This window comes from Protofrankia sp. CiP1_Cm_nod4 (assembly GCF_982290645.1).
In genome coordinates, this window is sequence record NZ_CEVIVC010000008.1 from 24,300 (window position 1) to 32,065 (window position 7,766).

3 protein-coding genes are annotated in these 7,766 nt (G+C 70.2%); 1 reads left to right on the top strand and 2 read right to left on the bottom strand.

The features are described from left to right. Positions 1 to 215: 215 nt before the first annotated feature. A complete protein-coding gene (locus tag AC5LSR_RS03315; protein WP_250280956.1) occupies positions 216 to 3,944 on the bottom strand; it encodes a hybrid sensor histidine kinase/response regulator in 3,729 nt (1,242 codons plus the stop codon). A 478-nt stretch (positions 3,945 to 4,422) separates the two neighbouring features. On the opposite strand from AC5LSR_RS03315, the gene AC5LSR_RS03320 reads away from it, so the two are divergent. Beyond that, positions 4,423 to 6,729 carry a SpoIIE family protein phosphatase gene (locus AC5LSR_RS03320; protein ID WP_250280954.1) on the top strand — a complete coding sequence of 769 codons (2,307 nt, stop codon included), beginning with the start codon at positions 4,423 to 4,425 and terminating at the stop codon, positions 6,727 to 6,729. A gap of 55 nt (positions 6,730 to 6,784) precedes the next feature. On the opposite strand, the gene AC5LSR_RS03325 is transcribed toward AC5LSR_RS03320, so the two are convergent. Further along, a partial coding sequence (locus tag AC5LSR_RS03325; RefSeq protein WP_493468128.1) for a WD40 repeat domain-containing protein occupies positions 6,785 to 7,766 on the bottom strand: 982 nt, incomplete at its 5' end.

Here is a 7,766-nt window from a genome sequence, read left to right on the forward strand (position 1 = left end):
TTTCCGCCTCTTCGGGCCGAGGTCCTCGAGGGCACGAATACGGCACGCCCCGACCGGCCCGGTGAATCCGCTGCACAGCCCGCGGACTTCGGCCGGCAGTCGTTACACGGATCCTGACCGGTGGTCCGCTGCCATGGCCGACCACGGCGGTACGCCGTGGCACCCGGCAGGGATGTGGGCCCGGCGGGTTTCCGCCACCTGAACAGGAATACTGATCACCGGATATTCTCGCCGGGCTCCTGACGGGTGAGCCGCTGCCGGATGCAGGTGAGGAGCTCGTCGGTGTCGACCGGCTTGGTCACGTAGTCGTCGGCGCCGGCGGCAAGGCATTTCTGCCGGTCGCCCGGCATGGCTTTCGCGGTGACGGCAATAATCGGCAGCGCACCGAAACGAGCCATTTCCCGGATTGCCGTCATCGTGGCATAACCGTCCATTTCCGGCATCATCACGTCCACGAGAACGAGTTCGACGCCGTCGGTGGCGACCAGGATGTCGATGCCTATGCGCCCGTCGGGCGCGTGAATCACGGTCAGTCCGTGGAGCTCGAGGACGCTGGTGATGGCGAACACGTTCCGGACGTCGTCGTCGATCACGAGAATCCTGCGGCCGCGCAGCACGTCGTCCGTGGCATGTGCCGGGACGCCGTTGCCGCCGGGCGCGAGCGCGAGCGCGGGTGCGGGTGCGGGTGCGGGTGCGGGTATCGGCGCGGACACGGGCGCCTGCGAGCCGGACACGTCGGATGAACCAGGTGCACTGTGCGAAATGGGTGAACTGTACGAACTTGGCGAACTGGACAAACTGGACGGGACGGGCGGCAGCGGCAGCGGCGGGGCCGCGGGCGCCGGCGGGCCGGAAACGGCCGGCTGCGTGGCGCCATGGGCCTTCTCACCGATCGCCCCTGGCGAGGACAGCGGCAGATAGAGGGTGAAGGTACTGCCCTTCCCGAACTCGCTCTGGACACGGATCACACCGCCGAGCAGAGCCGCGACCTCACGCGCGATGGACAGGCCCAGGCCGGTCCCGCCGAATCTGCGGCTGGTGCTGCCGTCACCCTGCTGAAAGGCCCCGAAAAGCCGGTCCAGGTTCTCCTCGGCGATACCGATGCCCGTGTCGGTCACCGCGAACGCGACGGCCGGGCGTCGTTCGTCGTCGAGCACGCGGCCGCTGACCATCCGTATCCGGAGTTCCACCCCGCCCCGCTGGGTGAACTTGACCGCGTTGGACAGCAGGTTGCGCAGCACCTGCAACAGACGATGCTGGTCGCTGACCAGCGCGTCCGGCACGTCGGGGGCGACGTCGACGGCGAACCGCAGGCCCTTCTCCTCGATGACCGGGCAGAAGATGCCCCGGACGTCGTCGAGGAGCGCGCCGAGGGCGAAACGCTCCAGATGGACGTCGATCTTCCCGGCCTCGACCTTCGACAGGTCGAGGATGTCGTTGATGAGCTGCAGGAGATCGGAGCCGGCGGAGTGGATGACGTTGGCGTACTCGACCTCCTTCGGGCTGAGGTTGTTCGCCGGGTTCTGCGCCAGCAGCCGCGCCAGGATGAGCAGGCTGTTCAACGGCGTACGCAGCTCATGGGACATGTTGGCGAGGAACTCCGACTTGTACCTGGACGACAGGCCGAGCTGCCGGGCCCGTTCCTCGATTTCCTGTCGGGCCTGCTCGATCTCGAAGTTCTTGACTTCGATGTCGTGGTTCTGGCGAGCCAGCAGAGCCGCCTTCTCCGCCAGTTCGGCGTTGGAACGCTGCAGCTCGTCCTGCCGGCTCTGGAGTTCTTCGGAACGTGCCCGCAGCTCGGCGGCGAGACGTTGCGACTCCGCCAGCAGCGCGTCGGTACGGGAGTTGGCGACAATAATGTTGATATTGACACCGATGATGTCCATCAGCCGGTCCAGGAAATCCCGGTGCACCTGCGTGAACGGGGTGAAGGAGGCGAGCTCGATGACACCGAGCACATGGTCCTCGAAGAGGACGGGCAGCACGATCAGATTGACCGGCCCGGCATGGCCGAGACTGGACGAGATCTTCACATAATGCGCCGGGGTCCGGTCGACGAAAATCGACCGCCTGGTTCTGGCCACCTGCCCGACCAGGGACTCTCCCAGGCCGAACTCGCGCGGCACGTCGGGGTGGGCCTGGTAGCCGAAGCTGGCGATCAGGCGCAGCGCGGGCGCGCCCGCGCCGGAGCCGGAGCTGGAGCCGGCCAGGAAGAACGTGCCGTACTGGGCGCCGACCAGCGGGGCGAGCTCGTCCATGACCAGTTCCGTGACGGTGTCGAGGTCACGGTGTTTCTGCATCAGACCGGATATGCGGGCCAGGTTGGTCTTCAGCCAGTCCTGCTCCTGGTTGGCGCGCGTGGTCTCGTACAGCGACCGCACCATCGCGTTGATATTGTCCTTGAGCTCGGCGACCTCCCCCCGCGCCTCCACCGAGACCGCCCCGGTGAGGTCACCGGCCGCGACCGCGCTGGTCACCGCGGCGATCGCACGCACCTGACGGGTGAGGTTGCCGGCAAGCTCGTTGACGTTCTCCGTCAGCCGCTTCCACGTCCCCGAGACGCCCTCGACCTCGGCCTGCCCGCCGAGTATCCCCTCGGTGCCGACCTCGCGGGCGACCCGGGTGACCTCCGCGGCAAAGGACGACAGCTGGTCGACCATCGTGTTGATGGTGGTCTTGAGCTCCAGGATCTCCCCACGGGCGTCGACGTCGATCTTCTTCGACAGGTCGCCCCGGGCCACGGCGGTGGTGACCTGGGCGATGTTGCGGACCTGGCTGGTCAGGTTGCTGGCCATCGAGTTGACGTTGTCGGTGAGATCCCGCCAGGTGCCGGAGACGCCCCGCGCGACGGCCTGCCCGCCGAGGTTGCCCTGCGTCCCCACCTCGCCCGCCACCCGGATGACCTCGTCGGCGAACGACGACAACCGGTCGACCATCGTGTTGATGGTCTCCTTGAGCTCCAGGATCTCCCCGCGCGCGTCCACCCGGATCTTCTGGGTCAGGTCGCCCTTGGCCACCGAGGTGGTGACCTCGGCGATGGAGCGGACCTGGACGGTGAGGTTGGCCGCCATGACGTTGACGGACTCGGTGAGGTCCTTCCACGTGCCCGAGACGCCCTTGACGTCGGCCTGCCCGCCCAGCCGTCCCTCGGTGCCGACCTCCCGGGCCACCCGGGTGACCTCACCGGCGAACGACGACAACTGGTCGACCATCGTGTTGATCGTGTTCTTCAGCTCCAGGATCTCCCCGCGCGCGTCCACCGTGATCTTCTGGGAGAGATCGCCGCGGGCCACCGCCGCCGCCACCTGGGAGATGGAACGGACCTGGCCGGTGAGGTTGCCGGCCATGAAGTTCACCGAGTCGGTGAGGTCCCGCCACGTTCCGCCCACCCCGGGGAAGGCCTGCCCGCCCAGCCGTCCCTCGGTGCCGACCTCCCGGGCCACCCGGGTGACCTCACCGGCGAACGACGACAACTGGTCGACCATCGTGTTGATCGTGTTCTTCAGCTCCAGGATCTCCCCGCGCGCGTCCACCGTGATCTTCTGGGAGAGATCGCCGCGGGCCACCGCCGCCGCCACCTGGGAGATGTCACGGACCTGGCTGCCGAGGTTGCCCACCGCCATGTTGGTCGACTCGATGAGCTCCCGCCAGGCGCCGGGCACGTCCGGCGCCCGGAGGCGACGGCCGAGCCTGCCCTCCACGCCGACCTCCCGGGCCGCTCTCGCCACCCCGGAAGCGATCATGGAAAGCTGGTCGGTCATGCCGTTGAACACGTCGGCGATCTCGTTCATGAGCGGGTCGTCGCCATGGGGCAGACGCGCGCGGAAGTCCCCGCCACGCACCGCCGCCAGACCGGCGAGAAGCTGACGCAGCGCGGGCTCGTCCCGCCCGCGCGCCGTTACCCGCTCCGAGTTCGCCCGCTCCGAGTTCGTAGCCTCACCCACCGGTACAACACCCCGCTCGTCGGCCGCCGGCCCGGACAGCCGGCCGGTCCCGTGTTCCACGTTAGAGAGTTCGACGATTCGCAAACCAGGGTGAAACGGACAACACCCTCGGCTCAGTTTTCTGATGTCCTATGGTTTTCCCGAGCGGCCTCGGAAGCGAGGCCCGTAATCGACGCGGACAGATACCGACCAGCCACCGAGCACGCATCGACCATGCGCCGAACAGACCGGACAGGCAACAGTCTGGACAGGCACTGTCGCGTCATCTTCGGCCCTCGCTGCCAGGGACCGGAGAAGCACGGGACAGAGGAGAACCACGGGACAGAAACGAACACCGGGAGAACAGCGGACCGCAGGGGCTCCGTCCGCGCGGCGGCGTTCGTGCGAGGATGTCCGCGCTGGGGGGCCTTTGAGCCCGCGTGCCGGCGGCACCCGAAGCAGTGAGGGCCGGCGGCACCCGAACCAGTGAGGGACGTACGTGGGAACGCAGCGACCGACCGGCCCGGCCGGCGACGACCAGGTGGCGCGTCTGACCGCGCTGATCGTCCGTCAGCAGAGCGAACTCGAGGCGGTGCGGGCGCAGGCCGCCACCGAAGCCCTGGTGGATCTCGCGATCGGCGTCCTGACCGAGCGCCTGCGCTGCTCCCCCGGTGAGGCGGCCAGGCAGCTCACCCACCTGGCGGCCCGGTCCGGGATGCCCCTGGCGGAGCTTGCCGCCGACGTGGTCGGCCAGCCGGCGGACGACGCGCTCGCGCTGGGCGCGGCGCGGCCGCCCCGGCAGCAGCCGGCGCAGCCGGCCGAGGCCCCGGCAGCGCCGGCCGTGGACGGGCAGCGGATCGCCGCGGCAACGATGGAGGAGGCCCTCGCCCCGCTGGGAGCCGTGGCCGTGGCACTGTGGATGATCGAACCGGACGGCGCGCTGGAGCTCGCCGGCGAGGCGGGGCTCGGCGCCCTGGAGGCAAGCCGCTGGCAGCGCATCCCGCCGCAGATGGACTGCCCGGCCCAGCGGGTCGCCCAGGACGGCTGCCCCCGGTGGTGGCCGGCAGCCCGCCACCTGCCGGACCGGATCCCGCTGGTCGGGCGATGGCGCGGCGCCCGGGTGGCGCTGCCGCTGACCGACGCCGGGGCACTGCTGGGGGCGATGGAGATCTGCTGGCCGCAGCCCCTCGAGGAGTTCACTCCCGCGCTGCGCCACCAGCTGCTGACGCTGGCCGGGGTCTGCGCCGGCAGCCTCGGGGCGGCCCAGGGGGAACGCGCCTGGGGACGCCACGGCTCGTGGCTGCCCGCCCTGCTGGACGCCCTGCTGCGCTCCGCCCTCGTCGCCCACGCCGTCCGTGACCATGACGGGCGGATCGTCGACTTCCAGATCGACCACGTCAGCGAAGGGTTCGTCGACCCGGCCGGCCGGGAGCCCCGTGACCTCGTCGGCCGCCGGCTGTCCCACCTACATCCGCTGATGACCGTCCTGGACGGGCTGTTCGGGCAGGCCGTGGACGTGCTGCGCACCGGCCGGCCGTACCAGGCCGACGGCCTGCCCGTCCACGTCATCGTCGGCGGCCGGATCGTCGCGACGGAGATGGACGTGCGTATCGGCCGGTTCCTCGACGGCATCGCGCTGACCTGGCGGCGGACCGACGACACCGACGGGCTGACCACCATCCTCCAGCACGCCCAGCGGCTCGGTGAGCTCGGCGGCTGGCAGCAGGACATGCTCACCGGTGACGTGCGCTGGACCGACCACACCTTCACGCTGTTCCGGCTGGCGCCGGATGCGCCGGAAGCGCCCGTCTCCCTGCAGGGGCTGGACGCCTACGTCCATGCCGATGATCTCGCCGCTGTCGGCCGTTTCCGTGACGTGCTGTTCGACCAGGCACGGCCGGCCGCCACGACGTTCCGGCTGCTGCGGGCCGACGGCGCGATCCGGCAGATACGCGCGTTCGCCGAGCCCGTCACGGACACCGCCGGCACCCTGGTCGCCGTCCGCGGCACATACCAGGATCTTTCGACTCTCTACCACACCCAGGTCGCCCTCGCCGCCACCCGCAACCAGCTCGCCGACACCGAACAGCGGGCCGACGACCAGCAGCGGCTGGCCATCCAGCTGCAACGGGCCATCACGCCGTTCTCGGCCGATCCGGTCGAGAACGGCGGGCTCGACATCGCCGTCCGCTACCGGCCGGCCAACCAGGACCATCTGGTCGGCGGCGACTGGTACGACGCGGTCGTCCTGCCCTCCGGGGAGGTCCTTCTCGCCGTCGGTGACATCGCCGGGCACGGGATCAGAGCTGTCACCGGCATGGTCACGTTACGCAACAGCCTGCGTGGGCTCGCCATGACCGGGGCGGGGCCGGCCCAGCTGCTGCGCTGGCTCAACGACGTCGCCTACCACCTCACCGACGACGTCACCGGTACCGCCGTCTGCGGTCTGTACGATCCGGCCACCCGTATGCTGCGCTGGGCATGCGCCGGGCACCTGCCGCCCGTCCTGGTCCGTGACGGCGACGCCGCCATGCTCCCGCTGCCGGCCGGCGTCCTCCTCGGGGCGGACCCACACAGCGCCTACGAGGAGACCGCCACCGCGCTGCGGCCCGGCGACGGCGTCCTGCTGTTCACCGACGGCCTCGTCGAACAACGCGGGACCGCCCTCGACGAGACGCTGGACACCCTGGTCCTGGCCGCCGGCCGGCCGATCGCCGACCTCCAGCGGTATGCCGACCATCTCCTGCGCCACACCACCCCCGACACCGACGACGACACCTGTCTGATCGCCGTCCAGCTGCGCTGAACCGGCCAGGTGGCTGACCGCGTGCCGGCCAGCACCACCGGAAAACGACGCCCGGTCAGCGCAGCTTCCACAGCCGCACCGTGTTGTCCCGGCTGCCGCTGGCCAGCGTACGGCCGTCCGGGGAGAACGCCACCGACAGCACCCAGTCCTGGTGGCCGGTCAGGGGGCCACCGAGTGGGCGCGGCCTGGAAGGATCGGCGATGTCCCACAGCCGGATCATCCCCTCGAAACTGCCGCTGGCCAGCGTACGACCGTTCGGGGAGAAGGCCACCGAGCGCACGGTGGTGCTGGTGGAGACCCGCAGAGGATCACCAATCAGATGCGGGTCGGAACGGTCGGTGACATTCCACAGCCTGATCGTCCCGTCGAAGCCACCGCTGGCCAGAACATGGCCATCCGGGGAGAACGCCACCGAGAACACGAACGCGGTGTGGCCGACCAGCGGGGAGCCGAACAGGCGCGGACGGGAACGGTCGGTCAGATCCCACAGCCGCACCGTGTTGTCGTAGCCGGCGCTGGCCAGGGCACGGCCATCCGGGGAGAACGCCACCGACACCACGGCATCGGAATGGCTGATCAGCGGCTCGCCGAGCGGGCGTGGATCGGACCGGTCGGTGACGTCCCACAACCGCACCGTCCTGTCCCGGCTGCCGCTGGCCAGGATTTTTCCGTCCGGGGAGAACGCCACCGCCGTGACGGCGTCGGTGTGGCCGGCTATCGGCCCGGCAAGCGGACGGGGGGCGGCGAGGTCCGTCACGTCCCACAGCCATATCGTGCGGTCCCAGCTGCCGCCGGCCAGGGTGTGGCCGTCCGGGGAGAACGCCACCGACGTCACCCCGTCGGTGGGGCCGGTCAGCGGCCTGCCGAGCAGACGAGGGTGGGCACGGTCGGTGATGTCCCACAGCCGCACCGTGCCGTCCCGGCTGCTGCTGGCCAGCACCTGCTCGTTCGGGGAGAACACCACCGAGAGCACCCAGCCGGCAGGGCCGGTGGGGCCGGTCAGCGGCGGGCCGAGCGGACGGGCGCCGGCCTCGGAC